This is a genomic window from Pseudomonas paraglycinae, assembly GCF_021601625.1.
Taxonomy (GTDB): domain Bacteria; phylum Pseudomonadota; class Gammaproteobacteria; order Pseudomonadales; family Pseudomonadaceae; genus Aquipseudomonas; species Aquipseudomonas paraglycinae.
This window is the reverse complement of the sequence record NZ_BQHR01000010.1, coordinates 191673-216892: the sequence shown is the minus strand read 5'-3', so window position 1 is coordinate 216892 and position 25220 is coordinate 191673. Positions and strand designations below refer to the sequence as shown.

Sequence of the window (25220 nt, the reverse complement as noted above, 5' to 3'; positions counted from 1 at the left end):
ACGCAATCAGCAGCTATAACTCATTGGTAATTCTTCGGATATCCATGATGGTTGCTACCCGAGAGACGCTGCGTAGCTGGTTTTATCGCCCCTGGTTTCTGGCGATGATCGCGGCTGTCCTCAGTGCGAGCCTGCTGATTACCGGCGGTCTGTTCGTGGCCATGCGCCAGGTCGAACAAAGCGAAAGCCAGGAAATGAACGCCCAGGGCGAGCGCTTCCTGGCGCGTCTGGAGCAACTGTTCGGCCAGTTGCGCGAAAGCCTCGACGACCTCGAAGCCCAGCCCTTGCGCAGCTGCGACGACGAAATGATCGCGACGTTGCAGCAAGTGACGTTCAACTACCGCTTCGTCTATGAAGCGGCCTACATGGACGCCACGCGGATCTGCTCCAACCGTCCGCGCCAGGAAGGCCTGTCGGTGATCCGTCCTCCGGACATCAAGGGCCCGACCTACAGCTACTGGCTGAACACCACCACCGAACCCGATGAAAACCGCGCAGCGCTGATGCTCGGGCGCGGCAACTTTCGCGTAGCCACCTCGCGCGGACATCTCACCGACATGGTCGACCTGCTGCCCGGCAGCAGCCTGTTGGTAGTGCTGGATCACGGGACCCGGGCGATTCCGGTACTCGGCGTTCCACAGGCATGGCCACCCACCGAACCCTGGCCGCCGAAAACCCCGAACGCGCTGCAAGTCACCCAGTCGCATCTGATTTACCGCATGCCAACCGACAACCCGGAATACCAACTGGTGCTGATCAGCCCGCGCACGGGCATGCATATTCCGGAGCTCTGGTGGTGGATGGTGCCTTTCTGTCTGGTGCTCGGTGCGCTGGTGGGCGTTTTGGTGTTCTGGGTCGTGCGCCAGCGCCAGTCGCTCGACGCCGAGCTGCACGGCGCCATCCGCCGTGGCGAGTTGCAGGTGCTTTATCAACCGATCTTCGATCTCGACAGCCGCAACTGCGTCGGCGCCGAAGCCCTGCTGCGCTGGCGACGACCGGACGGCACGCTGACCAGCCCCGACCTGTTCATCCCGATGGCCGAGAACACGGGGCAGATTCGCCAGATGACCGACTTTGTCCTGCAACGCTTGCTTGAGCAGTTAGGGCAGTTGCTACGAGCCAACCCGCAGCTGTACATCTCGGTGAACCTGGCCGCCTGCGACGTGATGGTGCCGCGCATCGGCCAGGTCATGGCGCGGCTGTTGACCCTGCATAGAGTCGCGGCGCGGCAGATTGCTTTCGAGGTGACCGAACGCGGCCTGATCGATGTGGTGGTAGCCCGGGAAAACCTGCAAGCACTGCGGGATGTCGGCCATCAGGTGCTGATCGACGATTTCGGCACCGGCTATTGCAGCCTCGCCTACCTGCAAACCTTGCCGGTGGACTGCCTGAAGATCGACAAGGCATTCATCGACGCCCTCGGCCATGACGCCGCCAGCAGCGGCGTCGCGCCGCACATCATTCACATGGCCCAGGCGCTGGATCTGAAGGTGATCGCTGAAGGGATCGAATTCGAGTCCCAAGCGGCACTGCTGAGCAGCGAAGGGGTGAAGTTCGGTCAAGGCTGGCTGTTCGCCCATGCCTTGAGCGCGGTGCAGTTCATTGAACTGATCACTCGTGGGCGGCGGCTCGCCGGCCGCCGGATCGACGACGAAGCCTAGACCGCCAGCGCCATATAGAACTGCGTGCCCTGCCCCGGCCGCGAGTAAACGCCCATCCGTCCACCGTGCAACTGCACAATTTCCTTGCACAGCGCCAGACCCAGCCCGGCTCCGCCCTTCTTGCGCCCGACTTGAACGAACGGTTCGAAGATCCGCCCTTGTTGACCGTAGGCAATTCCTTCGCCGTTGTCTTCGACGCTGATGATCACCCGTTCGCCATGGCGCCGGGCCTGCAAGCGGATCAGCCCGTCGCGCGCCGTGTGGCGCAAGGCGTTGTCGATCAGGTTGTCGAGGACTCGATCGAGCTGCGCCTGATCCGCCTGCAAGCGTGGCAGCGGGCCTTGCGCTTCGACTTGCAGGGTAACGCCCTTCTGCGCCGCCGAATCGGCGAAACGCAAACGCGCCTGCTCCAGCAGATCCTCGATGGAGCACGGCGCCAGCGTGAGCTTCTGCAAACCGCTCTGATAACGCGAAAAGTTGAGCAGATCGTTGATCAACTGCATCAGGCGCTGCATTTCTTCATTGACCGTGTCGAGCAGGTCGGACTCGCGCGACTCCGGAGGAAACTTAGCCCGCTCGCGGAACAGCCCGAAAGCCATGTGCATGCCCGTGACCGGTGTGCGCAATTCGTGAGACGCGCGCAGCACGAACTCGCTGCGCACCCGTTCGAAGGCGCGCTGCTCGGTGACGTCATGCAAAACCATCACGGCGCCTAGGATATGCCCCTGGGTATGGCTGACCGGCGTAAGGCTGTAGGTCAGCAGGCGCGACTCGCCATCGACCTCGATGCTCAAGTCTTCCGGCGCCCGCTCGAGGGTGCCGCCGCGCAATACCAATTGAAGTTGTGCATCCAGCTCCGGACGTTGAAGCGCTGTGCCCAGGCCCTCGCCGAAACGGTCGCTTTCCCAGCCCAATTGTCGCTGGGCCACCGGGTTCAAGTGTTCCAGACGACCCTGACGGTCGATCATCAGCAAACCATCATCGATGCTGTCGAGTACCGCTTGCAGGCGCTGCTGGCCAGCGAGCAGTTCGTCGACATTGGTCGCCTGATGCTCGCGCAGGGCTTCGGCCATCAGCCCGAAGCGGCGCGTCAACAGATTGATCTCCATCGCCGAGGACACCGGCAGGGTCACTTCGAAATTGCCCTGGCCGATATTGTCCGCCGCTTTGGCCAACGCTTCGATCGGCGCACCAAAACGCCGCGCAATGCCCTGGGCGGTAACGAAACCAATGATCAGCACTGCCAGCCCCACCAGCCCGAGCAGGCCGGAAATCAGCAGCGCCCGGTCACGGGCAGCGTGCTGGACAGCGTTGATGTTATCCAGCGCGTGCTTGTGCTCGGTGATCAAACCGTTACGCAGGGTGTTGAATCGTTCGCGCAAGTCGCCACTACCACTCAGGGCGGCGCCCGGATCGCGGGAGATATCGAACGCCTCAAGGAAGGTCAGGTAATCGCTCTTCGCCTGACTGAAGCCATATTGGCGATTGTCGTTTTTCTGCTCTTGGGCGATACCCTCGTCGAGCAATTCGAAATAGCGTTGTTTGGATGCTTCGAACGCCACGGGATCGGGTTTCTCGGCAAGCATCATGATCAGTTGATCGCCAAGCGTCTGCCGCAGCTTGAGCCCCAGATCGAGGGTGACGAAGTTGTTGCGGATCAGCGCCTCCTGAGTCCCGGCCATCTGCATCACGCTGACCAGCCCGAGCATCAGCCCGAGCAAGGCCACGGTGATCAGCGCGGAAATGCTCAGGAACAAGCGAGTCCGCAACTTCATCGCCAGTTTCATCGGCGGATGCTCACAGGTTGTACTGCTTGCGCTTGCGATACAGGGTCGAGGCGTCGATCCCCAGAGTCTTGGCGGCCTGATCAAGAGTGCCGGCAGTCGCCAGTACCGCGCCGATGTGGGCTTTCTCCAGCTCGTCGAGGCTCAGCGCGGCGCCAACCCGTGGCGCGTTGTTCGCCGGTTGTTCGGCCATGCCGAGGTGGCTGATTTCGACACGCTCCTGCGGGCAGATGATGCTCGCCCGCTCGACCACGTTACGCAGCTCGCGGATATTGCCGGGCCAGCGATAACCCAACAGTGCTTCACGAGCCTCATCACTGAAACCCCGCGCGGGGCGCGCGTATTCCTTCACGAAGCGAGCGAGGAAACGGTCGGCCAGGGTCAGGATGTCTTCGGCCCGTTCGCGCAGCGGCGGCAAATGCAGGGTGATGACGTTCAGGCGATAGAGCAGGTCTTCACGGAAACGCCCGTCGCGCACCATGTCTTCAAGATTGAGGTTGGTGGCGGCGAGAATACGCACATCGGCGCGGCGGGTGACCGGATCCCCTACCCGCTCGTATTCCTTGTCCTGGATGAAACGCAGCAACTTGGGTTGCAACGTCAGCGGAAAATCGCCGATCTCGTCGAGAAACAGCGTGCCGCCATCGGCTTGGTTAACCCGACCCAGCGTGCTTTCGCTGGCCCCGGTGAACGCGCCACGACTGTGACCGAACAGCTCGCTCTCCATCAGTTCGGCGGTCAGCGACGGGCAATTGATGGTGACGCAGGATTTCTTCTCGCGCTTGCTCCAGCCGTGAATGGCTCGGGCCAGCTCACCTTTACCGGTGCCCGACTCACCCAGGATCAGGATGTTGGCGTCGGTGCCCGCCACTTGCCGCGCGGTTTCCAGTACGACTTTCATCGCCGGGCTGTGGGAATCGAGACCGTCCTTGGGTTTGCGGATCTCGCCTTCGAGGGCTTCCAGACGCGCCGACAGCTGGCGCACTTCAAGCTGCTTGGCGGTCGCAAGGCGCAATTGATCCGGGCTGCACGGTTTGACCAGATAATCGGCAGCGCCGGCCTGAATCGCGTCTACCGCGGTATCGACAGCCGAATGCGCGGTGACGATCACCACCCGCATCCACGGCGCCTGAATGCGCATCTGCGCCAATACATCCAGGCCGTTGTCTTCACCCAGGCGCAAATCAAGGAAGCACAGGTCGAACACCTGGCGTTGCAGCAGCGCGTCAGCCTGAGCCGCGCTGTTGGCGGTGGCGACGGTATAACCTTCGTCTTCGAGGCAATAACGAAAGGTTCGCAGGATGGCGGATTCATCGTCCACCAGCAGAATGCGGCCTTGGTGCTCAGTGGCTGATTCCATTTTTCCTACGCTCCATAAGTGAATGTCTTGGGTTAGTCCCGGAAAAATCGGGCAAGTTGCATGGTTGATTCTGATCGATTCGAGTCATTGCAGGGTAGCTCTCTCCTGCCCTAACGGCTAATCGACTGATTTCATTGGTTTTTTAAACATCGCACAGTTTCAGGTCGGTTTCCTGCCTACTTTTCTGACATCCGTACCCTGTCCTCAATTCAAAAATAATGATTTCTCCTACGAAATAATCGTGCATTACGCACGACCCTATGCGGACCATCGTGCAGGATGCGTCGTCAGGAATTTTCATACTGTTTGTAACTAGTTGATTTTATTGGTTTTTTTTAATCAAAAAAGCTGGCACGCAGGCTGCAATACCTCTCTCAGCCCGGGCAGATATGCACTGCCCCAATCGAACAAGAGTGAGGAACCCAGGATGACTCGCCCACGTGCCGCCCAAATGAGTATTTCGCCACTGCACTTGCAGCAGGCCCTGTTTGGCGCACTTGCGCTGCTGATCACGCTGATCGCCTGCCAGCAATACCTGCGCTGGGAGCAGAGTCAGCAACCTGAGCCACTGATCTCGATGCAACACGCGACGCAGACGCACTTCAGCGCCGTCAGCAGCAGCCAGGCCGACAACGGCGCGATGCGCATGATGGACGTCGACCAGCCACAGCCACTGGGCGACATGCCCCGTGAAGAACGCTGGGTTTTCTGATCAACGAATCTGGGCGCCCCCGCGCCGAGACCGGCAACATCCCTAAATAGAAGCAAGGAGAATCACCATGTTGAGCTGGGCAATCACATTCCTGATCATTGCCATCATCGCTGCAGTACTGGGCTTCGGTGGTATCGCGGGCACCGCCACGGGTATCGCCAAGATTCTCTTTGTCGTGTTCCTGGTGATGTTCATCGCTTCCTTCTTCTTTGGCCGTCGCGGTCGAGGTTGAACATGAAGGGTTTAAAGACACTGGCAGCCGCCCTGCTCCTGGGCGGTAGTGCCATGGCGATGGCGGCCAATGACGGCCAGGCGCGGGTCAACGAACTGTTGAGTTCCGACCCGCAATACAGGGAAACCTGGGAAGGTGTGGTGAAGAAGGAAGAACGCCTGCCGGAATGGGTGATGAACCTGTCCGGTACGCCTGACCAGCAGATGAATGCCGTAACCGAAGATGGCGACAAGTATCTGGTCGGCCCGCTCTGCGAATCCGCAGACAAGTGCATGAACCATCGCTTGATCGTCGCGTTCAGTTTCGACAAGAAAGACGCTTACGCCATGCTTGTGGATGTGCCTGAAGGGCTGCCGGCAGACAAGTCGCCAACGCGACATGCCACCTACCGCTTCCTCGGCAAGCCCGACCAGGGCATGCAGGATCTGTTGATGGAAACGCTGAAGAAAGATCCGAACTGGTATTGAACACGAGGGCAGCCGAAAGGCTGTCCTCCATTGCGTCGGCCCGAGGAAGGCCGGTGCATGACCAGGGGGCCGGGACGTTCTGACTGTTGCAGGGTCGGAGTGACCTACGGGTACAGGGAGTGCCTGCGATGAGGGCCGGGTCAGGGTAAAAGCTGCGACGCAAGTTCGCCAACCGAAGCGGTTTGACGGACTTGCGCTGAGCTTTCAACACGACAAAATGTTGATCCAGAGCGTCCTGCTCTTCATTTTTATCGCCCACACTGCGTGCTAAAGCATTTCGCGGTGTTTCGTCGCGACCGTATATCGAGAAAGAGTCGATCCACCAAGTCGGACATTTAGTTTCCGAACGTAGGCTTTTTCCCAAATTTTTCGTCGAAATCACTCGTTCAAAAAATAACCAACCTACGCTGTAATGGCCGGTTCACGGCACTTATGCCTGCCGAAATGTCGTATTCGAACCGGTTGGGACGCCAGTTTCATTTAAAAAAGCTCATGCCGATTCGGCATAGGGTAGGCGTTTACGGCATTAGACGGCGCAACCTTGCATCGGAATAGTTGCGCCTTTTTTCGCCTGCCGGAGAGCCGTAAACACGCGCTTCGGGGCACCTTATACGGAGGCAGATGCACAGACTTTTCCGCTGATGAGCGTTCCAGTTCCTGCATGTGCCTGAGTCAAACGCAAGTAAGGGTAAAGATAATGAAGAAGGCAAAGCTTAGCCTCGCCTGGCAGATCCTCATCGGTCTGGTATTGGGGATTGCAATCGGTGCGTTGCTCAACCATTTCAGTGCCGAGAAGGCCTGGTGGATCAGCAACGTCCTGCAACCGGCAGGCGATATCTTTATCCGTCTGATCAAGATGATCGTGATCCCGATCGTCATCTCTTCCCTGATCGTCGGCATTGCCGGCGTGGGCGACGCCAAGAAGCTCGGGCGCATCGGCCTGAAGACCATCATCTACTTCGAAATCGTCACTACCATCGCCATTGTTGTCGGCCTGCTGCTGGCCAACCTGTTCCATCCGGGTGCCGGCATCGACATGAGCACCCTGGGCACCGTCGATATCTCCAAGTACCAGGCGACCGCCGCCGAAGTGCAGCATGAACACGCGTTCATCGAGACCATCCTCAACCTGATCCCGTCGAACATCTTCGCGGCCATGGCCCGCGGCGAAATGCTGCCGATCATCTTCTTCTCCGTGCTGTTCGGTCTCGGTCTGTCGAGCCTGCAGTCGGACCTGCGCGAGCCGCTGGTGAAGATGTTCCAGGGCGTCTCGGAAAGCATGTTCAAAGTCACCCACATGATCATGAACTACGCCCCGATCGGCGTATTCGCTCTGATCGCGGTGACCGTGGCCAACTTCGGTTTCGCCTCGCTGCTGCCGCTGGCCAAGCTGGTGATCCTGGTTTACGTCGCCATCGCCTTCTTCGCCTTCGTGATTCTGGGCCTGATCGCCAAGCTGTTCGGTTTCTCGGTGATCAAGCTGATGCGCATCTTCAAGGATGAGCTGGTGCTGGCTTACTCCACCGCCTCCTCGGAAACCGTACTGCCACGCGTGATCGAGAAGATGGAAGCCTACGGCGCACCGAAAGCCATCTGCAGCTTCGTGGTACCGACCGGCTACTCGTTCAACCTCGACGGTTCGACCCTGTACCAGTCCATCGCGGCGATCTTCATTGCCCAGCTGTACGGCATTGACCTGTCGATCAGCCAGCAACTGCTGCTGGTCCTGACCCTGATGGTGACCTCCAAAGGTATCGCCGGCGTGCCGGGCGTGTCCTTCGTGGTACTGCTGGCCACTCTGGGCAGCGTGGGTATCCCGCTGGAAGGCCTGGCCTTCATCGCCGGTGTCGACCGTGTGATGGACATGGCGCGTACCGCCCTGAACGTGATCGGCAACGCCCTCGCCGTACTGGTCATCGCCCGCTGGGAAGGCATGTACGACGACGCCAAGGGCCAGCGCTACTGGAACTCGCTGCCGCACTGGCGCAGCAAGGAAAAACTGCCGGCCGGTGAAATCTCCAAAAACTGATGCAAAACCCTGTGGGAGCTGGCTTGCCAGCGATGAGGTGCGCACATTCAACATATTCGCTGAATGAACACCGCCATCGCGGGCAAGCCCGCTCCCACAGTGGTTGATGCAAGCCTTACCAACAACCCCCGGAGAAATCCGGGGTTTGTCGTTTCTGGCGACCCCGCTATCATTCGCCGCATCTTCCGGGGGATTTGACTGATGCTTAATGGCCTGTGGCTTGGCTTCTTCGTCGTGGCAGCCGTTTCGGCGCTGGGGCAATGGCTGATCGGCGGCAACGCCGGGATCTTCGCGGCGATGGTGGAAAGCATTTTTGCCATGGCCAAGCTGTCGGTCGAAGTCATGGTGCTGCTGTTCGGCACGCTGACCCTGTGGCTGGGCTTCCTGCGCATTGCCGAAAAGGCCGGCATCGTTGAATGGCTGGCCAAAGTGCTCGGGCCACTGTTCCTGCGGCTGATGCCGGAAGTTCCAGCCGGACATCCCGCGCTGGGCCTGATCACCCTGAACTTCGCCGCCAACGGTCTGGGCCTGGACAACGCCGCCACGCCGATCGGCCTTAAAGCCATGAAGGCGCTGCAAGAGCTCAACCCCAGCTCGACCATCGCCAGCAACGCGCAAATCCTGTTCCTCGTACTGAATGCCTCGTCCCTGACCCTGCTGCCGGTGACGATCTTCATGTATCGCGCCCAGCAAGGCGCGCCGGACCCGACGCTGGTGTTCCTGCCGATCCTGCTGGCGACCAGTTGCTCGACCATCGTCGGCTTCCTGTCGGTGGCGTTCATGCAGCGCCTGCGCGTGTGGGACCCGGTGGTGCTGGCTTACCTGATTCCCGGCGCGCTGATCCTCGGCGGCTTCATGGCGTTGCTCGCGACAATGTCGGCCACTGCGCTGGCGGGCCTGTCGTCGATCCTCGGCAACCTGACGCTGTTCGGCCTGATCATGCTGTTCCTGGTGATCGGCGCGTTGCGCAAGGTGAAGGTTTACGAGGCCTTCGTCGAAGGCGCGAAGGAAGGTTTCGACGTCGCCAAGAACCTGCTGCCGTATCTGGTGGCGATGCTTTGCGCGATCGGTGTATTGCGTGCATCGGGCGCACTGGATTTCGGCCTCGACGGCATCCGTCATCTGGTGGAGTGGGCAGGGTGGGACACACGCTTCGTTGACGCGCTGCCGACGGCGATGGTCAAACCGTTCTCCGGCAGCGCCGCCCGGGCGATGCTGATCGAAACGATGAAGACCTCGGGCGTGGACAGCTTCCCGGCGCTGGTGGCGGCGACGATCCAGGGCAGCACCGAAACCACGTTCTACGTATTGGCGGTGTACTTCGGCGCGGTGGGCATTCAGCGCGCCCGGCATGCCGTCGGTTGCGCGCTGCTGGCCGAGCTGGCGGGTGTGCTCGGCGCTATCGGCGTCTGCTACTGGTTCTTCGGCTGATATTCAGGGCCGGGCAGGTGGGGCAACTTTCTGCCCTTGCTCCACCGCCCACGCCACCACCTTCGCGGTGAGGCGATCACTGGCCTGACCGAAGCCGGCCACCACCGCCGGCACCTTCACATCACTGAGCGGCTGACGTTCTTCGAAGCGGCGACTGGCGAGGATCCGCTGGTCGTAACCGCGCACCAGCAACGCATCGACCCGCACCACCACGCTGGCCTGCGTGCCCTGATACTCGGTCTGAAACGCCTGCAGGCTGCCACCCAGTTCCAGGTCCGCCTGGAAATTGCTGTCGTCGGTGCTCAACAGCGACACCCGGCCATCGCGCTGGAAGCCATCGAGCAAGCGGTTACGCACCAGCACCGGCGCCGGATCGCTCCAGCGCGAGGCCTTGTAACTGCTGATCACATCGCCCTGAGGAATCACCGCGATGCTCGGCCGGTTCAGCGCTTCACTGGCCTGCAGTTTGTTCAGGCGCAGCGACCAGTGCTGGGTAGATGCCGAACTGGCCGAGGCGGGCGCCTGTGCCGTCGGCAGGCGATAGACATCCGACGGTTCGGACTTGGGCAGGATCGAGCACGCGCTGATCAGCGTGAAGCCGGCGAGGAGGGCGAGGCGAATCAGCTTCATGGCGTGAACTCCTTGTTCTTGTCACTGCCCAGCAGGTAACCGCTGGGGTTGGCCTCCAGGCGTTGGGAAATGGCGCGCAGCGAATTCAGGGTTTCACGCAGTTCGCGGATCGCCGGGGCCAGGCCGTTGAGGCCCTGCATGCCGCTGTCGAGGGAATTCTGATTCTTGCTCAACAGACCATTGATGGTGGCGCTGCTCTGCTCCAGGGATTTCATCGCCTGCTCGGCGCTGCCGAGCGCCTGTTTGCCCTGATCGTTGAGCAGGCCGTTGGCGTTGCGCATCAACGCGGACGTCTGTTCAAGCATGTTGCCGGCCTGTTTGCCGACCGTCGCCAGTTGCTGCATGGCCTGACGCAGGTCGCCGCGCTGATCGTTGATCGAGCCGGTGGTCTGCTCCAGATGTTCAAGGGTTTTGCTCACGCGCTCGATGTTGTCGGCAGAGAACATCTGATTGGCATTACTCAGCAACGTCGTGACCCCGCTCATCAAATCGTTGCTGTCGCTGAGCAGCCGCGAGATGGGCGAAGGCGAGGCGACGATGGTCGGCAGATTGCCGTCATGGCCCTTGAGTTTCGGGCTTTGCGGCGTGCCTCCGCTGAGCTGGATGATCGACGTGCCGGTGATCCCGGCCAAGGCCAGTTTGGCCTCGGTGTCTTCCTTGACCGGCGTGTCGCCGGCCAGGCGAATGCGTGCCAGCACTCGACGCGGGTCCTTCGGATCAAGGCGCAGGCTGACCACATCGCCGACCTTGATCCCGCTGTACTGCACCGGACTGCCGCGGGACAGCCCGCTGACCGCCTCGTTGAAGACGACTTCGTAATCCTTGAACTCGGTGTCGACGCTGGACTTGGCCAGCCACAGACCGAAGAGCAGGGCGCCCGCCACCACAATCACCGTGAACAGGCCGATCAATACATGATGGGCTCGGGTTTCCATGTCAGACCTCGTTGAGCTGTTTGGCGGCGTCCAGCGCCGAGCGGCCGCGAGGGCCGTGGAAGTATTCGTGAATCCACGCGTCATCGGTTTCCGAGACCACGTCGATGGGACCGGCCACCAGCACTTTCTTCTGCGCCAGTACCGCGACGCGGTCAGTGATGGTGTAGAGCGTATCGAGGTCGTGGGTCACCAGAAACACGCTCAGGCCCAGCGCGTCGCGCAGGGTCAGGATCAATTGGTCGAACTGCGCCGCGCCAATCGGATCGAGGCCGGCAGTGGGTTCGTCGAGAAACAGAATGTCCGGGTCCAGCGCCAGCGCCCGGGCCAGTGCCGCGCGCTTGATCATGCCGCCGGACAGCGAGGCCGGGTACTTGTCCGCCGCCGACAGCGGCAGCCCGGCCAGCGCCAGCTTCACTGCCGCCAGATGCTCGGCGTCGTCGCGGCTGAGCCCGGCGTGTTCGATCAGGGGCAGGGCGACGTTCTCGGTGACGGTCAGCGACGAGAACAGCGCGCCTTTCTGAAACAGCACGCCAAAGCGCCGCTCGATCAACGAACGCTCATGCTCCGGCAAGCTCGGCAGGTTCTGGCCGAACACCTTGACCATGCCTTCGCTGGGCCGGCGCAAGCCGACGATGCTGCGCAGCAACACCGATTTGCCGCTGCCTGAGCCGCCGACCACGGCCAGGATCTCGCCTTTGTACAAGTCGAGGTCGAGGTTCTCGTGCACGCTCTGACGGCCGAAGCGATTGCACAGGCCACGGACTTCGATCACCGCCTCGGAGGGCGCGCGGGGTAGACGACTCACCAGCCCATCTCCATGAAGAACAACGCGGCGACCGCATCGAGCACGATCACCACGAAAATCGATTGCACCACGCTTGAGGTGGTGTGGGCGCCGACCGATTCGGCGCTGCCGCTGACCTTGAAGCCTTCCAGACAGCCGATGGCGGCAATCAGGAACGCGAAGATCGGGGCTTTGACCAGGCCCACCAGGAAATGTTGAATCCCTATGTCGCTTTGCAACAGCGACAGGAACATCGCCGGCGAGATATCCAGCGACACCGCGCAGACCACTGCGCCACCGACGATCCCGCAGATCATCGCCAGAAAGGTCAGCATCGGCAGCGCCACCAGCAGCGCCAACACCCGGGGCACCACCAGTAATTCCATGGGGTCGAGGCCGAGGGTGCGAATCGCGTCGATTTCCTCGTTGGCCTTCATCGAGCCGATCTGCGCGGTGAAGGCACTGGCGGTGCGGCCGGCCATCAGGATCGCCGTGAGCAGCACCCCGAACTCGCGCAGGAAGGCGAAGCCCACCAGATCCACGGTGAACACGCTGGCACCGAAACTGGCCAGCACCGTCGCCCCGAGGAACGCCACCACCGCGCCCACCAGAAAGGTCAGCAACGCGACGATGGGCGCGGCGTCGAGGCCGGTCTGTTCGATGTGCGCAATCATCGGCGTGATCCGCCAGCGCTTGGGTCGGAACAGGCTGCGGGCGATGGTTTCGAGGATCAGGCCGACGAAGCCGAGCAATTGCAGGGTGTCTTGCCAGACCGTGTCGACGGCCCGGCCGATGCGGGTCAGCAATTGCACGCTGACGCTGATTTCCGGTTCCTTGATCGGCACGCAGAAGTCGGTCAGCGAGCGATACACGGTTTGCAGCAAGGCGCGGTCGGCGCTGGAAATCGTGCAGTCAGGGTGTTCGGCGGATTTTCCCAGCCGCTCGGAGCCGAGCAGTTCTACGAGCAGCGACGCGCCGGCGGTGTCGAGGGCGCCGAGGCCGTTGAGATCGATAGGGGTGTTGGCGTCGTACTGGCCGTGGAGCGTTTCGCTCAGTTGCTTGAGGTCGGCGTAATGGGCAAGCGTCCAGTCCCCGGTGACCCGCAGGCGGGCAGGGGTGATCGAGGTGTCCAGGCGGGCACTGCCGGTCATTGGGCTGCTGGTCATAAGCTCCGTGCTTGTTCGGCTGAATACGCTGGCATACGTAATAGCACGAACACGGTTACTTTTCTTTGGTCGGTGTGCTGTCCGTGACTTCGAAGCGCAGCACGCCAATCACCTGACCGTCCTCGGTCAACACCCGCACCTGCCATTTGCCTGCCGGGTTGCCGGGGAAATTCTGTTTGTGAGTCCAGGCCCGGTAGCCTTCCTTGCGCCCGCCGTGGATGTCGAGGGCAATGCGGTCGACCTCTTTGCCGTTGAATTGCCAGACGTGATAAATCCGCTCATCAAGCCCGCGCGGCGCGTTGATCGCGGTGTAGGCATAGAGCCCGCCGCCACGGATCTGTTCGGCGCTGACTTCCTTGAGGCTGGCGCCCGGAACCCGGTCCTGCACCTGAGTGCTGATCGCCACGTCGGTCATCCACAGCGTCGCCGGCGGCACCCACGAACGCAGGACCCAACCGACGCCACCGATGCCGACCGTGATACACAGGATCGCCAGCGCGTTGCGCACGGTGCGGATCGGGAAGATCGACGCCAGGCTCGGGAACGACAACACCACCGCAATCCCCAGCGCCCATTTGAAGCTTTGCGAGGTGGTCAGGTGCATGATCACCGGCAGCGCGGTGAGCAGGGCGGCGAACAGGGTCAGGGTGTGCAGCGCGAGGAACGCCCAGCGCCGTGGCGCCAGCCATTTGTAGTAGAGCGGGTCAACGATCGAGATCAGCGCCGCGATGCACAGCAGCCCGGTGAAAAACAGCTGGCCGCTGTTCCAGGTGGTGGTGATGAAGAAGAACGGCAGGACGAAAAACAGGCTTTCCTGGTGGATCATCTGCGTCGCGTAACGCAGCAGCGGCTGGGGGATTTCCCGTTTGAAGATCCGCGTGAACAGCTTGGTCAGGCTGTTTTCCAGCATCAGCCAGATCCAGCTCAGCAGCATGATCGTGGTGATCCAGCTCGCCAGCCCCTGTTGCCGGTCGACCAGAATGAAACTGCCGACCCCGGAGATGAAACCGCCGAGCGCAATGACCCCGGGGTAGCGCTTCATCAGTTCGAGAATGCGCTGGATCAGTAGGGTCAATTTAGACATTTGGGCGGTTCACGACAGTCGAGGAAAAAACCCCGACAGAGTACCGCCCGCCGGGCCGTGTGGCGAGGCTGCCGGTCAGTCTGGGTGCACGGATTTGCGCCGATGCAGGCGCCAGCCGAGCAGGATCAGCACCAGCACGCCCAATCCGCCCGCCAGCAGCCACAACACCTGATCGTCGCTGAGCAGCGGTTTCTCGATCCGCAGATAGCCCGGTTGCAGCAGCAACTCGCGCATGGCCTTGTTCGCCGCCTCCAACGTCACGCCTTGCAGCTCCCGCGCAGGATCAGCGAAGCGCCCATCTTCGTAGTCGCCCAACGCGCTCCAGTAATAGTCGGCCATGGCGCTGGTGCCTTGCACGGCCCAGGCCTGATGGGCGATGGCGGCTTGTTTCAAGCGATTGAAGGTATCGGCATCAAGGCCGTTTTTCAGCAGGTCGGCCTTGAGGTCTTCCAGCACTTGTTCGGCTTCGGCAATGTCGCCGCGATCCAGGTCGGCGTTGAGGCTCATGAAACCGACGCCGCCGAACACCTCGCGCTCGGCCCACGGCCCGTAGGACAAACCGTGGTTCAGGCGCAATTGGCGATACAGCGCCCACTCCAGATATTCCTTGAGCAGGTCGAAGGTTTCGTCGTACTGATCGTCCAGCACCGGCTCCGGCACCAGCCAGTGCAGCTTGGCGCTGTTGCCGATGAAGCCGCGAGTGATCGTGCGTTCGTGAGCGGCGCTGGCGCGGATGTCCGGCAGCGGACGGTGTTCGCTCGGGTCGACCGCTTCCAGCGCGCCCCATGCCCGTTCCAGATAGGCCGGCAACAGCTTGTCGAGGTCGCCGACGACAATCAGGGTCATGTTGTTCGGCGCGTACCAGGCCTTGCGCACCTTCTCCAACTGTTCGCGGGTCAGGCCATCGACCTCGGCCCGCTGCGGGCATTTGAGGCCCAGTTCGACCGCCAGCTGATTGCTCGCGGTGTGGCCCAGGTCCTGCCGGTCGAGAAAGCGTTGCAGCCGGGTGTAATGACCGCCGTCCTCACGCTCGACCACTCGCTTGGCAGCGTTGATCGCGTTGTCGTCGAAGCGGGTCTGAGTCAGCAGGTCCAGCAGCAGGTCGAGGACCTTGCGCTGGTTTTTCGCCGGGGCTTCGATGACGAAGGTGGTGTCGGCGTTGCTGGTGAAAGCGTTCCAGTCACCGCCGAGGGCCTGCATGCGCTCTTCGAGGCCACCTTCGCCGGTGGCGTCGATGCCGCTGAACAGCAAGTGTTCGAGCAGGTGCGGCAGCTCCTTTTCATTGCAGTCGAAATCGTCGAGACCGACACCGATCACCAGCCGGATCGCCACGTGCCCACGCTCGGTCCCGGGCTTGAGCAGCAATTGCAAACCGTTGGGCAGCGCATAGCCTTCGACCTGAAAACGATCCAGGGCGAAGGCGGGCAGGGAACCGAGCAACAGACAGGCGAACAACAGGCAACGCATAACGAGCTTCCATACGGCTGAATTGGAGATCCGTGTCGTCAGTCCGGCCGCGAGGCCGAACCTTGAGTTACTGACTGACCACAACCCCAGACGTTCAAGGCGAATGCGTGATGTCCGCCATATCGTCCGCCGCCAGCGCGCCGGTATCGGAAGTTTCCAGCACCACATAGGCGCTGCTGCAGAACAGCGAGTTCAGGCGTTTCATGTCGGCAATCAACTCCAGGTGCAACGAACTGGTCTCGATACTCTGCACGATCTTACGTTGCAACCGGCTGACATGAGCGTGGGCCAGACGCCGTTCCTGTGCGCGAAAGCGACGTTTCTCGCGCAGCAACTGGCGGGCGCTTTCCTTGTCGCCGCTGAGGAACACCGACAGCCCCAGCCGCAGGTTGGCGATCAGTTGCTGGTGCAGCCCGGCCAGTTCTTCCAGGCCGTCTTCGGAGAACGACCGGCGTTGAGAAGTCTTCTGCTGCTGCACTTTGCGCAGCATGCGTTCGATCAGGTCGCTGGCCAGTTTGAGGTTGATCGCCAGCTCGATGATCTCCGCCCAGCGCCGACTGTCCTGCTCGCCGAGATCTTCGCGGGGCATCTGCGCCAGGTACAGCTTGATCGCGCTGTACAGCGCTTCGACGTCATCGGTCAGCTTGCGCATTTCCTGAGTGATGGCGGTCTGCTTGCCGCGCAGCACGTCGAGGGTCGCGTCGAGCATGTTGTCGATCAGGTCGCCCATGCGCAGGGTTTCCCGAGCGGCGTTGGCCAGCGCCAGACTCGGCGTGACCAGCGCGGTGGCGTCGAGGTGACGCGGCTTGGCGGTGCCGTTGACCTCCGGCCGCTCCGGCAGCAGCCAGGCGCACAGCCGCGCCATCGGCCCGACGCTCGGCAGCAGGATCAGGCAACGCGCGGTGTTGTAGAGCAGGTGGAAGCCGATGACCATTTCCTGCGGACTGAAATCCAGGCTGTCGATCCAGTGCACCAGCGGGTCGAGCACCGGAATGATCAGCAGCAGCCCGATCAGTTTGTACAGCAGGCTGCCCAGCGCCACCTGCCGGCCGGCGGCGTTCTGCATGCTGGTGCTCATGAACGCCAGCACGCCGCTGCCGATGTTGGCGCCGATCACCAGACCGATCGCCACCGGCAGACTGATCACCGCAGCGCCGGCGAGCGTCGCGGTCAGCAGAACGGCCGCCAGACTCGAGTAGGAAATCATCGCGAACAACGCACCGACCAGGGCGTCGAGCAGGATATCGCCGGTCAGCGAGGCGAAAATCACCTTCACCCCTTGGGCATGGGTGATCGGCGCGGCGGCCTCGACGATCAGTTGCAGCGCCAGAATGATCAGCCCCAGCCCGATGGCCACACGGCCCATCTGCCCGAGCCGCGTCTGTTTGCGCGACAGAAAGAAAATCACCCCGATAAAAATCAGCAGCGGCGACAGCCACGACAGGTCGAACGTCAGCACCCGCGCCATCAGTGCCGTACCGACGTCGGCACCCAGCATGGTCGCCAGGGCCGGAGTCAACGCCATCAGGCCCTGACCGACAAACGACGTCACGAGCATGGCGGTGGCGTTGCTGCTCTGCACCATCGCAGTGACAACGATGCCGGCGACAAAGGCCAGCCAGCGTTTGGACATGTTCTGGCCGATCACATGGCGCAGATTGGTGCCGTACACCCGCAGGATGCCGGTTCGGACGATGTGCGTGCCCCAGATCAGCAGGGCCACGGCAGAGAGCAAATTGAGCAGGGTGAGCATGCAGACCCCCTGTAATGGCAGCGCCCCAGAGGGGCAAGTGGACGGTACCGCGCAATTTCTACGTTCTGATACTTAAGCTGTAGTTGGCTAACGGTCTGGGCGCCAGCATTGCACAGCTAAAGCGGGGATTGAAACAAAAGCGTCATGAAAACAGGTTCATGCGGCCATGAAAAAAGGGCCCGAAGGCCCTTTGATCTGTTGCGCAGCGTTCGGGTTACTGACCCGGAATATCCTTGCGCAGTTTCACCGGATCCTGCTGTTTGCGTTTTTTCGCGATGGCGGTGCGCATCTTGATGTTGATCGCTTCGACCGCCAGCGAGAACGCCATGGCGAAGTAGACGTAGCCTTTCGGTACGTGCACGTCGAACGACTCGGCAATCAGCACGGTACCGACCACCAGCAGGAACGACAGCGCAAGCATTTTCAGCGACGGGTGCTTGTCGATGAACTCGCTGATCTTGCCCGAGGCCAGCATCATCACCAGCACGGCCACGATGATCGCCGCAACCATGACCGGAACGTGGGACACCATGCCGACGGCGGTGATCACCGAGTCCAGCGAGAACACGATGTCGATGATCGCGATCTGGATGATGGTGTAGAGGAAATTGCCGCCCTTGCCGCCAGGCGTCTCGTCGCTCTCATCTTCACCTTCCAGCGCGTGGTACATCTCCTGGGAGCTTTTCCACAGCAGGAACAGACCACCGAAGAACAGGATCAGGTCGCGACCGGAAATGCCCTGGCCGAACACTTCGAACAGGTCGGCGGTGAGGCGCATGACCCAGGTGATCGACAGCAGCAACAGGATCCGCGTGATCATGGCCAGGCCAAGACCGAAGATCCGGGTGCGCTGCTGCATGTGTTTGGGCATGCGGCTGACCAGGATCGAAATCATGATGATGTTATCGATGCCCAGAACGATTTCCAGGGCGGTCAGGGTGAAGAAGGCAACCCAAATCTCAGGGTTGGTCAGCCATTCCATGTGTATTCCTTTGAGCGAGTGTTAAACCAGGACGCCAGCAATCAGCTGGCGTCCTGGTGAGTTTGGTGCCGTTACAACGTGCTGAACAGCGGGAAAGTCCCCAACAGCAAGGCTGCGACCAGTATGCACAGGCAGACCAGCACTGCCCACTTCAGGGTGAAACGCTGATGATCGCCGAACTCGATCCCCGCCAGTGCGACCAGCAGGTATGTCGACGGCACCAGTGGGCTCAGCAGGTGAACCGGCTGACCGACGATCGAGGCACGGGCCATTTCCACCGCGGTGATGCCGTAATGGCTGGCCGCTTCGGACAACACCGGCAACACACCGTAGTAGAACGCATCGTTCGACATGAAGAACGTGAACGGCATGCTCACCAGCGCCGTGATCACCGCCAGGTACGGGCCGAGGAAATCAGGGATCACCGCCAGCAGGCTTTTCGACATCGCATCGACCATGCCGGTGCCCGACAGGATACCGGTGAAAATGCCTGCCGCGAAGATCAGACTGACCACCGACAGCACGCTGCCGGCGTGGGCGGCGACGCGATCCTTCTGCATTTGCAGGCAAGGGTAGTTGACGATCATGGCAATACTGAACGCCACCATGAACAGCACCGGCAGCGGCAACAGGCCGGCGATCAGAGTGCACATCAGGGCCAGGGTCAGCAGGCCGTTGAACCAGATCAGTTTCGGACGGCGGGCATCCGGGAATTGCGAAACGCTGATTTCGCTGTGATCGATTTCGTCGCCGATCAGGTGCAGCTCACCCAGACGCGCACGCTCACGTTTGCCGTAGAAGTAGGCAATGATCAGGATCGCCACCACACCGGCAGCCATCGCCGGGATCATCGGTACGAAAATGTCCGACGGGTCCACGTGCAGCGCACTGGCGGCACGGGCGGTCGGGCCACCCCATGGGGTCATGTTCATCACGCCGCCGGCGAGGATGATCAGACCGGCCATGATCCGCGGGCTCATGCCGATGCGGCTGTACAGCGGCAGCATGGCGGCCACGCAGATCATGTAAGTGGTCGCGCCGTCACCATCGAGGGAAACGACGAGCGCCAGTACGGCGGTGCCGACCGAAACCTTCAGCGGGTCACCCTTGACCAGTTTGAGGATCTTGCGCACGGCCGGGTCGAACAGGCCGGAGTCGATCATCAGGGCGAAATACAGAATCGCGAACATCAGCATCACGCCGGTCGGCGCAAGCTTGGTAATACCTTCGAGCATCATCGGGCCGATCTTCGGCGCAAAGCCACCGAACAAAGCGAACAGGATCGGGATGATGATCAAAGCGATCAGCGCAGACAGGCGCTTGGTCATGATCAGGAACATGAACGTGATGACCATGGCAAAGCCAAGGAAAGTCAGCATGGGAATACTCCAGGCGTAGCGCGGCTAGGTAAGTGAGCGGATCGGCGGGATCAGCGCAGAACGGGAAGCACGAGGCGTACGAGCGGAGTGTCAGAAAAAAGGCGTGGGAGGAGGCGGGTTACAGAGGACATCAGAATCACCATTGTTGTTGTTAATTGGGCCTGTCGTGCGAGCAATCACACGCGTTGGCCAACCGGTCTGTTGCCGGCAGTGGGGGCGATCCTAATCGGGGAACCTTTCAGCTACCTTTCGCGCAAGAAAGCTTTGGGCGAACGGCCAACCGGCCGTCGGATGCGGGCTAGAGTCAATGAACACGGGAAGCGGAGGGCAGGGCGATGACTGAGTTGCACGGCGGTGGCTGCCATTGCGGACATATCCGCTATCAGTTCAGCGGCGCGTTGCAGGACATCGCCCACTGTCATTGTTCGATCTGTCGAAAGGTCAGCGGTGGCATCGTCACTACCTGGATCACGCTGCCGGCGGCGAACTTCCAGTGGCTGGCGGGGACGCCTTCGCGCTATGACTCATCGACCAGTTGCGCCCGGTTCTTCTGTCCGAACTGCGGCGCACAACTGGCGCTGGTAACGTTGCTCAGTCCCGAGAGCATCGATCTGACGATTGCCACACTGGATCATCCAGAACTGGCCGCCGCCGAGCGGCATATCTGGACCGACAGCCAGTTGCCGTGGCTGCACCTGGACGAGCATTTGCCGGGCGAGCCCGAAGAAACCATCTGATTAAAAAACAGACAGATCCAGCGGCCGCATCGCGCCCATCCAGATCGCGTGTTCGGTGTGATCGAGCAAGTCATCGCCGGTGTCCGGGTGCAGGAACACCACCAGTCCCTTGCGATTGAGCGCCAGCCACGGCAGCACATCGCCGATCAACTCCGGGCCGAAGGCCAGCTGGCAGCTCCAGTCCGGGTGCGGGCCGACCGGACGTTCATGCACGCGGCCCATCTTCAATGGGAATAATTGCGCGGCCTGCTCACACAGCGCCCGCGCCTGTTCGATCGTGCTGGCGTCGAAATAAACGTGGGCGTGATAACCCTTGATCGTCTGCATCGCAAACCCTCTGAATCGGTTCGAACCCTCGGCGTTGCCCGTATGTCACACGCCATACAAGGGAAAACAAAAGGGACCTCAGCCATGAAAAATGCCGAAACCCCGGCGGTGAAAGTGGTGCTCTATGGTGCCATGAGTAGCCTGGGCAGTGCGTTGATGGCTGAACTGCTGCGTCGCCAGCACGAAGTCATCGCGATCCTCGACGATCTGACGGCGCTCGCGCCACGGCCGGGGCTGCGCACCAAAAGCGGCGATCTGCTCGATGCCGAGCGGGTCAATCAGAGCGTGGCCGGCAGCACGGCGGTGATCTGCCTGCTGAATGCGCCAGGCTTGCCGCTGAGCAGCGATCATGTCGAGAAATCCGTGGTGCTGGGGCCGGTGGAACAGGTGCTGGCGGTGGATGCGTTGATCGACGGATTGCAGGCGGCGAACATCTCGCGACTGTTTGTCATCGGCGAATTCGAAGCACTGGACGATCCGGAAAACGCAGACCCATTGCAACGCCACGCCGCCGAAGAAGTGCGCGAAGCCCTGCAAAGCAGCCCGCTGCACTGGACGCTGGTGAACGCACCGCGCAGCGTCGCCGGGCTGACGATCGAGCATTTCAATCAGGTCGGCCGCACGCTCGAACCGGGTCTGGCCGAACCGCTGGAGCGCCTGAACCGGGTGGCGGTGGGCATTGCCGATGAGCTGCGGCTGAATTTGCATCTGCGCCAGCACGTGGATTTTGTCGCCGCCTCTTGATCCGTTACACCGCAATCGACGGCAGCGCCAGCCCGGCCAAGGATTCGGCGCTGCTCGCCTGTTCAGCCATCAGCCAATCCACGAACGTCTGGATCAACGCGCCCCGGCGTTTGCGCTGCGGCAGCACCACGTAATAACCGAGGCGCGACAGGGTGGTTTCGGCGATCGGCCGGCACAGCAGACCCTGGGTAAGCAAGTTATCCACAAGGTGCCGCCAGCCGATCGCCACACCCTGACCGCCAATCGCGGCTTGAATCAACAAGGTGTAATTGTCGAAGCGCAGCTGGCCCGGGGCTGGCGGCGTGCTGATGTTCAGTGCGCGGAAGAGACCGCTCCAATCGAACCAGTTACTGCTGTTTTCCCCGCGCAGGTGCAGCAGCGGAAACTCCATCAATGCCTGGGCCGGCAAGGGCAGGGGGCGATCCTTGAGCAGTTGCGGGCTGCACACCGGAAACACTTCTTCGCTGAACAACCAGTGACTTTCGCCCTGTTTGAAGCGACCGTCGCCGAACAGAACGGCAACGTCGATATCCGGACGCAGCATGTTGTGATTGCGTTCGCTGGTGACCAGGCTCACGTCCACCTGTGGATAAGCTTCATGGAAGCGGTGCAGACGCGGCATCAGCCAATACGCGGCGAAAGCGAAATCGGTGGCGACCTGCAGCACTTCATGTTGCTGTTGCGTGCTGATCGCGCTCAATCCTGCGTCGATATTCTGCAAACCGAGGGTAACCTGCTCGAACAGGATCGAGCCGACCTCGGTCAGTTCGATGCCCCGGTAGATGCGATCGAACAGTCGCGTTCCGAGCTGTTCCTCCAGCCGTTTGATCTGCTGACTGATCGCCGGTTGCGTCGTGCCGAGCTCAACCGCCGCAGCGGTAAAACTGCGATGACGGGCCGCCGCCTCGAAGGCGCGCAACAGGTCCAGCGACAAAACACCGAGGGCTTCATACATAAGCTGTGCTTATCCTAGTCATTGTCCGGCGCGGGCTTTACCGGATATTGCGGGGAATCCATGCTCGATCGCAGCAATGTCGCATAAATATTCACTATGGAATGCCGCGATCACATGAAGCGCAAGAACATTCTTTTCATCATGGCCGATCAAATGGCCGCGCCAATGTTGCCGTTCTACGGCCCATCGCCGATCAAACTGCCGAATCTCAGCCGCCTCGCCGAACAAGGCGTGGTGTTCGATGCCGCCTACTGCAACAGCCCGCTGTGCGCGCCTTCGCGCTTCACCCTGGTCAGCGGCCAGTTGCCGAGCAAGATCGGCGCCTACGACAACGCCGCCGATTTCCCCGCCGACATTCCCACTTACGCGCATTACTTGCGCCGCCTCGGTTATCGCACCGCGCTGTCGGGCAAGATGCATTTCTGCGGCCCCGATCAACTGCACGGTTACGAAGAGCGCCTGACCAGTGACATTTATCCGGCCGACTACGGCTGGGCGGTGAATTGGGACGAGCCCGACGTGCGGCCGAGCTGGTATCACAACATGTCTTCGGTGCTTCAGGCCGGCCCGTGCGTGCGTACCAACCAGCTCGATTTCGATGAAGAGGTGGTGTTCAGGGCTCAGCAATACCTGTTCGACCATATCCGCGAGGACGGCGATCAGCCGTTCTGCCTGACCGTGTCGATGACTCACCCTCACGATCCGTACACGATTCCCAAGGCGTTCTGGGATTTGTACGACGATGCGAATATCCCGCTTCCGACGACGCCGGATCAGCATTCACTCGATCCGCACTCCCAGCGTTTGCTCAAGGTCTACGACCTGTGGGACAAGCCGCTGCCTGTGGATAAAATCCGCGACGCACGCCGCGCGTACTTCGGTGCATGCAGTTATATCGACGCCAACGTCGGCAAACTTCTGCAAACCCTCGAAGATTGTGGGCTGACGGACGACACCGTCATCGTGTTCTCCGGCGACCATGGCGACATGCTGGGAGAGAAGGGCCTCTGGTACAAAATGCACTGGTACGAAATGGCCGCTCGAGTGCCCCTGTTGATAAGTGCACCCGGTCAGTTCAAATCGGGCCGTGTCAGCTCTGCCGTCTCCACCGCCGACCTGTTGCCGACCTTCGTCGAACTGGCCGGCGGCAGCCTGGAACCAAGTCTGCCGCTCGATGGCCGTTCGTTGGTGCCACATCTGCAAGGGCAGGGCGGTCACGACGAGGTATTCGGCGAATACATGGCCGAAGGCACTGTCAGTCCGCTGATGATGATCCGCCGTGGCGCCTTCAAATTTATCTACAGCGAAACCGACCCTTGCCTACTCTTCGATGTGGACAACGATCCGCGCGAGCAGGAAGAACTCAGCCAATCACCGCAACATCGCCAGCTTTTCGACGATTTTCTTGCTGAAGCACGGGCCAAGTGGGACATCCCGGCGATCCACCGTGAAGTCCTCGAAAGCCAGCGTCGCCGGCGCTTCGTCTCCGAGGCGCTGACGATCGGCAAGCTGAAGAGCTGGGATCACCAGCCGCTGGTGGACGCCAGTCAGCAGTACATGCGCAACCACATCGACCTCGATGACCTGGAGCGCAAGGCCCGTTATCCACAACCCTGCCAAAACCAATAACGTTAAGGGGAAGTCCATGGTCAAGTTATCCACAGTCGTGACGGTCAGTCTGCTGGCACTGGGCAGCGCATCCGCGTTCGCCGAGAGCTGCGACACGGTGAAAATGGCCGACCCCGGCTGGAGCGACATCGCCGCGACCAACGCCATCACCGGGTTTCTGCTGGATGGCATGGGCTACAAGGCCAAGGTCGACACCCTCGCGGTGCCGATCACCTTTGGCGGCTTGAAGGATGGCCAGGTTGACGTGTTCCTCGGCAACTGGATGCCGGCGCAGCAGGGCTTCTACGACAAGTTCGTGGCCACCGGTGACGTCACCCAACTGGCGAAGAATCTCGACGGCACCGAATTCACCCTGGCCGTGCCGGATTACGTGTGGGATGCGGGTGTGCATAACTTTGCCGACCTGAATAAGTACGCCGATAAATTCGAGAAGAAGATCTACGGCATTGGCTCCGGTGCGCCGGCGAATATCTCGCTGCAGGAGATCATCAAGAAGAACGACTTCGACCTGGGCCAGTGGAAGCTGATCGAGTCCAGCGAACAGGCGATGCTGGCCGAAGTCTCGCGAGCGGTGAAGAAGCAGAAATTCGTCACCTTCCTCGGCTGGACCCCGCACCCGATGAACGTGCAGCTGAAAATGCATTACCTCAAGGGCGGCGAGAAGTACTTCGGCGACACGGGTAGCGTCTACACCCTGACCCGCAAGGGCTACGCCGAGGCCTGTCCGAATGTGGGTAAATTGCTGACCAATCTTTCGTTCACTCAGGAGATGGAGAACAGCATCATGGCCGAGGTGGTGAACAAGAAGGTCAGCAATGCGGAGGCGGTGAAGGCGTGGATCAAGGCGAATCCGGCGGTGTTGGACAAGTGGCTTGATGGGGTGAAAACGGTGGATGGCAAAGATGCATTGGCGGCGGTTAAAGCGAAGCTTTGATCGCGGTGTGCTGAAGGTCTGAGTTCGCTTTAGATCTT

The 25220-nt window shown here is 61.1% G+C and carries 23 protein-coding genes; 10 read left to right on the top strand and 13 right to left on the bottom strand.

Annotation, left to right across the window (positions count from 1 at the left end):
* Positions 1 to 44 precede the first annotated feature (44 nt).
* The gene (locus L6D82_RS16985) at positions 45 to 1661 is read left to right on the top strand and encodes an EAL domain-containing protein (protein ID WP_085748039.1); all 1617 of its coding nucleotides are present in this window, start codon (positions 45 to 47) and stop codon (positions 1659 to 1661) included.
* On the opposite strand, the gene L6D82_RS16980 is transcribed toward L6D82_RS16985, so the two are convergent.
* Together L6D82_RS16980 and algB are read right to left on the bottom strand one after the other, a co-directional pair.
* Positions 1658 to 3448, bottom strand: coding sequence for a KinB sensor domain-containing domain (locus tag L6D82_RS16980; RefSeq protein ID WP_085748038.1), 1791 nt, complete (start codon positions 3446 to 3448; stop codon positions 1658 to 1660). The two genes, L6D82_RS16985 and L6D82_RS16980, sit on opposite strands and share 4 nt — an antisense overlap.
* Positions 3449 to 3458: 10 nt before the next feature.
* Positions 3459 to 4805, bottom strand: coding sequence for a sigma-54-dependent response regulator transcription factor AlgB (algB, locus tag L6D82_RS16975; RefSeq protein ID WP_007954049.1), 1347 nt, complete (start codon positions 4803 to 4805; stop codon positions 3459 to 3461).
* Positions 4806 to 5232: 427 nt separating this feature from the next.
* Here algB and L6D82_RS16970 point away from each other — a divergent pair, with 427 nt between their 5' ends.
* The 5 genes from L6D82_RS16970 to L6D82_RS16950 all read left to right on the top strand — a co-directional run bounded on the left by L6D82_RS16970 (position 5233) and on the right by L6D82_RS16950 (position 9676).
* Complete coding sequence (locus tag L6D82_RS16970) at positions 5233 to 5517, top strand: hypothetical protein (protein WP_102688232.1); 285 nt, start codon at positions 5233 to 5235, stop codon at positions 5515 to 5517.
* Positions 5518 to 5584: 67 nt separating this feature from the next.
* Positions 5585 to 5749 (top strand): DUF1328 domain-containing protein, encoded by a 165-nt coding sequence (locus L6D82_RS16965; protein WP_003177151.1) that lies wholly within the window; start codon positions 5585 to 5587, stop codon positions 5747 to 5749.
* Positions 5750 to 5751: 2 nt separating this feature from the next.
* Positions 5752 to 6216: an inhibitor of vertebrate lysozyme family protein gene (locus tag L6D82_RS16960; RefSeq protein WP_085748037.1), complete on the top strand. Its 465-nt coding sequence runs from the start codon at positions 5752 to 5754 to the stop codon at positions 6214 to 6216.
* A 697-nt stretch (positions 6217 to 6913) separates the two neighbouring features.
* The gene (gltP, locus tag L6D82_RS16955) at positions 6914 to 8245 is read left to right on the top strand and encodes a glutamate/aspartate:proton symporter GltP (protein ID WP_102688231.1); all 1332 of its coding nucleotides are present in this window, start codon (positions 6914 to 6916) and stop codon (positions 8243 to 8245) included.
* A 201-nt stretch (positions 8246 to 8446) separates the two neighbouring features.
* Positions 8447 to 9676, top strand: a complete 1230-nt coding sequence (locus L6D82_RS16950) for a nucleoside recognition domain-containing protein (RefSeq protein WP_011331768.1) — start codon at positions 8447 to 8449, stop codon at positions 9674 to 9676.
* Between the two features lie 3 nt (positions 9677 to 9679).
* On the opposite strand, the gene L6D82_RS16945 is transcribed toward L6D82_RS16950, so the two are convergent.
* The 9 genes from L6D82_RS16945 to L6D82_RS16905 all read right to left on the bottom strand — a co-directional run bounded on the left by L6D82_RS16945 (position 9680) and on the right by L6D82_RS16905 (position 19856).
* Entirely contained in the window at positions 9680 to 10306 is a 627-nt protein-coding gene (locus L6D82_RS16945; RefSeq protein ID WP_085748036.1) for an ABC-type transport auxiliary lipoprotein family protein, read from the bottom strand.
* Entirely contained in the window at positions 10303 to 11241 is a 939-nt protein-coding gene (locus tag L6D82_RS16940; protein ID WP_102688230.1) for an MlaD family protein, read from the bottom strand. Before L6D82_RS16940 ends, L6D82_RS16945 begins: the two co-directional genes overlap by 4 nt.
* 1 nt (position 11242) lies before the next feature.
* Complete coding sequence (locus tag L6D82_RS16935; protein WP_102688229.1) at positions 11243 to 12046, bottom strand: ABC transporter ATP-binding protein; 804 nt, start codon at positions 12044 to 12046, stop codon at positions 11243 to 11245.
* Positions 12043 to 13191, bottom strand: a complete 1149-nt coding sequence (locus L6D82_RS16930) for an ABC transporter permease (RefSeq protein WP_045121722.1) — start codon at positions 13189 to 13191, stop codon at positions 12043 to 12045. The genes L6D82_RS16935 and L6D82_RS16930 overlap by 4 nt, the downstream gene beginning before the upstream one ends.
* Positions 13192 to 13246: 55 nt before the next feature.
* The gene (locus L6D82_RS16925; RefSeq protein WP_039764894.1) at positions 13247 to 14275 is read right to left on the bottom strand and encodes a DUF5924 family protein; all 1029 of its coding nucleotides are present in this window, start codon (positions 14273 to 14275) and stop codon (positions 13247 to 13249) included.
* A gap of 75 nt (positions 14276 to 14350) precedes the next feature.
* Positions 14351 to 15742 (bottom strand): M16 family metallopeptidase, encoded by a 1392-nt coding sequence (locus L6D82_RS16920; protein WP_007954066.1) that lies wholly within the window; start codon positions 15740 to 15742, stop codon positions 14351 to 14353.
* A gap of 94 nt (positions 15743 to 15836) precedes the next feature.
* Positions 15837 to 17495 carry a Na/Pi cotransporter family protein gene (locus tag L6D82_RS16915; protein WP_102688228.1) on the bottom strand — a complete coding sequence of 553 codons (1659 nt, stop codon included), beginning with the start codon at positions 17493 to 17495 and terminating at the stop codon, positions 15837 to 15839.
* Between the two features lie 214 nt (positions 17496 to 17709).
* Positions 17710 to 18477: a TerC family protein gene (locus L6D82_RS16910; protein WP_007954068.1), complete on the bottom strand. Its 768-nt coding sequence runs from the start codon at positions 18475 to 18477 to the stop codon at positions 17710 to 17712.
* A gap of 71 nt (positions 18478 to 18548) precedes the next feature.
* Complete coding sequence (locus tag L6D82_RS16905) at positions 18549 to 19856, bottom strand: CitMHS family transporter (protein ID WP_007954069.1); 1308 nt, start codon at positions 19854 to 19856, stop codon at positions 18549 to 18551.
* Between the two features lie 335 nt (positions 19857 to 20191).
* Between L6D82_RS16905 and L6D82_RS16900 the strand changes: the two genes are divergently transcribed.
* Positions 20192 to 20593 (top strand): GFA family protein, encoded by a 402-nt coding sequence (locus L6D82_RS16900; RefSeq protein ID WP_102688227.1) that lies wholly within the window; start codon positions 20192 to 20194, stop codon positions 20591 to 20593.
* Here L6D82_RS16900 and L6D82_RS16895 read toward each other — a convergent pair whose 3' ends face one another.
* Positions 20594 to 20920 (bottom strand): DOPA 4,5-dioxygenase family protein, encoded by a 327-nt coding sequence (locus L6D82_RS16895; protein ID WP_102688226.1) that lies wholly within the window; start codon positions 20918 to 20920, stop codon positions 20594 to 20596.
* Between the two features lie 84 nt (positions 20921 to 21004).
* On the opposite strand from L6D82_RS16895, the gene L6D82_RS16890 reads away from it, so the two are divergent.
* On the top strand, positions 21005 to 21664 hold the full coding sequence (locus L6D82_RS16890; RefSeq protein WP_102688225.1) for an NAD(P)-dependent oxidoreductase: 660 nt from the start codon (positions 21005 to 21007) through the stop codon (positions 21662 to 21664).
* Between the two features lie 4 nt (positions 21665 to 21668).
* On the opposite strand, the gene L6D82_RS16885 is transcribed toward L6D82_RS16890, so the two are convergent.
* Positions 21669 to 22619, bottom strand: a complete 951-nt coding sequence (locus L6D82_RS16885; RefSeq protein WP_102688224.1) for a choline sulfate utilization transcriptional regulator — start codon at positions 22617 to 22619, stop codon at positions 21669 to 21671.
* A 114-nt stretch (positions 22620 to 22733) separates the two neighbouring features.
* Here L6D82_RS16885 and betC point away from each other — a divergent pair, with 114 nt between their 5' ends.
* Both betC and choX read left to right on the top strand, forming a co-directional pair.
* Complete coding sequence (gene betC, locus L6D82_RS16880; protein WP_102688223.1) at positions 22734 to 24248, top strand: choline-sulfatase; 1515 nt, start codon at positions 22734 to 22736, stop codon at positions 24246 to 24248.
* A gap of 16 nt (positions 24249 to 24264) precedes the next feature.
* Positions 24265 to 25182, top strand: a complete 918-nt coding sequence (gene choX, locus L6D82_RS16875; protein WP_102688222.1) for a choline ABC transporter substrate-binding protein — start codon at positions 24265 to 24267, stop codon at positions 25180 to 25182.
* Positions 25183 to 25220 lie beyond the last annotated feature (38 nt).

What these genes read in the sequence shown, in the direction of transcription:
- L6D82_RS16930 (WP_045121722.1), bottom strand. Translation starts at nt 13,191, where the DNA reads ATGACCAGCAGCCCAATGACCGGCAGTGCCCGCCTGGACACCTCGATC.
- L6D82_RS16965 (WP_003177151.1), top strand. Translation starts at nt 5,585, where the DNA reads ATGTTGAGCTGGGCAATCACATTCCTGATCATTGCCATCATCGCTGCA.
- L6D82_RS16925 (WP_039764894.1), bottom strand. Translation starts at nt 14,275, where the DNA reads ATGTCTAAATTGACCCTACTGATCCAGCGCATTCTCGAACTGATGAAG.
- L6D82_RS16940 (WP_102688230.1), bottom strand. Translation starts at nt 11,241, where the DNA reads ATGGAAACCCGAGCCCATCATGTATTGATCGGCCTGTTCACGGTGATT.
- gltP (WP_102688231.1), top strand. Translation starts at nt 6,914, where the DNA reads ATGAAGAAGGCAAAGCTTAGCCTCGCCTGGCAGATCCTCATCGGTCTG.
- choX (WP_102688222.1), top strand. Translation starts at nt 24,265, where the DNA reads ATGGTCAAGTTATCCACAGTCGTGACGGTCAGTCTGCTGGCACTGGGC.
- L6D82_RS16910 (WP_007954068.1), bottom strand. Translation starts at nt 18,477, where the DNA reads ATGGAATGGCTGACCAACCCTGAGATTTGGGTTGCCTTCTTCACCCTG.
- L6D82_RS16905 (WP_007954069.1), bottom strand. Translation starts at nt 19,856, where the DNA reads ATGCTGACTTTCCTTGGCTTTGCCATGGTCATCACGTTCATGTTCCTG.
- betC (WP_102688223.1), top strand. Translation starts at nt 22,734, where the DNA reads ATGAAGCGCAAGAACATTCTTTTCATCATGGCCGATCAAATGGCCGCG.
- L6D82_RS16980 (WP_085748038.1), bottom strand. Translation starts at nt 3,448, where the DNA reads ATGAAACTGGCGATGAAGTTGCGGACTCGCTTGTTCCTGAGCATTTCC.
- L6D82_RS16890 (WP_102688225.1), top strand. Translation starts at nt 21,005, where the DNA reads ATGAAAAATGCCGAAACCCCGGCGGTGAAAGTGGTGCTCTATGGTGCC.
- L6D82_RS16895 (WP_102688226.1), bottom strand. Translation starts at nt 20,920, where the DNA reads ATGCAGACGATCAAGGGTTATCACGCCCACGTTTATTTCGACGCCAGC.
- L6D82_RS16985 (WP_085748039.1), top strand. Translation starts at nt 45, where the DNA reads ATGATGGTTGCTACCCGAGAGACGCTGCGTAGCTGGTTTTATCGCCCC.
- L6D82_RS16945 (WP_085748036.1), bottom strand. Translation starts at nt 10,306, where the DNA reads ATGAAGCTGATTCGCCTCGCCCTCCTCGCCGGCTTCACGCTGATCAGC.
- algB (WP_007954049.1), bottom strand. Translation starts at nt 4,805, where the DNA reads ATGGAATCAGCCACTGAGCACCAAGGCCGCATTCTGCTGGTGGACGAT.
- L6D82_RS16970 (WP_102688232.1), top strand. Translation starts at nt 5,233, where the DNA reads ATGACTCGCCCACGTGCCGCCCAAATGAGTATTTCGCCACTGCACTTG.
- L6D82_RS16950 (WP_011331768.1), top strand. Translation starts at nt 8,447, where the DNA reads ATGCTTAATGGCCTGTGGCTTGGCTTCTTCGTCGTGGCAGCCGTTTCG.
- L6D82_RS16920 (WP_007954066.1), bottom strand. Translation starts at nt 15,742, where the DNA reads ATGCGTTGCCTGTTGTTCGCCTGTCTGTTGCTCGGTTCCCTGCCCGCC.
- L6D82_RS16885 (WP_102688224.1), bottom strand. Translation starts at nt 22,619, where the DNA reads ATGTATGAAGCCCTCGGTGTTTTGTCGCTGGACCTGTTGCGCGCCTTC.
- L6D82_RS16960 (WP_085748037.1), top strand. Translation starts at nt 5,752, where the DNA reads ATGAAGGGTTTAAAGACACTGGCAGCCGCCCTGCTCCTGGGCGGTAGT.
- L6D82_RS16915 (WP_102688228.1), bottom strand. Translation starts at nt 17,495, where the DNA reads ATGCTCACCCTGCTCAATTTGCTCTCTGCCGTGGCCCTGCTGATCTGG.
- L6D82_RS16900 (WP_102688227.1), top strand. Translation starts at nt 20,192, where the DNA reads ATGACTGAGTTGCACGGCGGTGGCTGCCATTGCGGACATATCCGCTAT.